Genomic DNA, 597 nt, shown 5'->3' with positions numbered 1-597 from the left:
TTCTCCATTTCGTTATTGTAATGCCATGAATCGATCTCGTTGGATCATGAGTTGGTCGATACGAGCATCGTATCGCGCTTGTTCTAAGCTACCCAATTCGGCCATTTTACTTGCTTCACTATAATATTGAATCGCTTTATTCCAGTTTGCTCTTAGTGCCAGAATTTCCGCGCGAGCTGCAAGCTCTTCATCACTACGTCCAAGGGCATGATAGCCTTTCGATAATAGCTGCCAGCCATTGCTATCTTCTGGGTTATCGTGTGTATAACGCTGAAGCGTACGCACAGCTTGATCATTTTGGTTTGCTTCAAGCAACGCGTTGGCGTAGTTAATGGTTAATACTTTGTTTTGAGGATTACGCTTTAGCGCGCTATTTAGCAACTCAACGGCTTTTTGTGGCTGTTTTTTCTCGATGTATAGATCGGTCATTGCATCTAAATAGAATGGGTTGCCCGGATCTTGCGCTAACAGCTTTTTCAAAATCGGTTCTGCTTGTGATAAGCGTTTGTTGTCCAGATGAACCAGCGCTCGGCCGTAATCAAATGACGGCATGATGTCCGCTGAAGCTTTCTTTTGAGTACGCTCAAACCAACCTAG

The 597-nt window shown here is 44.2% G+C and carries 1 protein-coding gene; it reads right to left on the bottom strand.

Translation table 11 applies throughout. From position 1 onward, the window contains the following. Positions 1–12: 12 nt before the first annotated feature. Positions 13–597 (bottom strand): tetratricopeptide repeat protein (locus tag R7O13_RS28830; protein ID WP_318305456.1); only part of this gene is annotated, 585 nt, incomplete at its 5' end.

Source organism: Vibrio sp. Y176, assembly GCF_033438945.1.
This window is presented reverse-complemented; position numbering and strand designations above follow the sequence as displayed.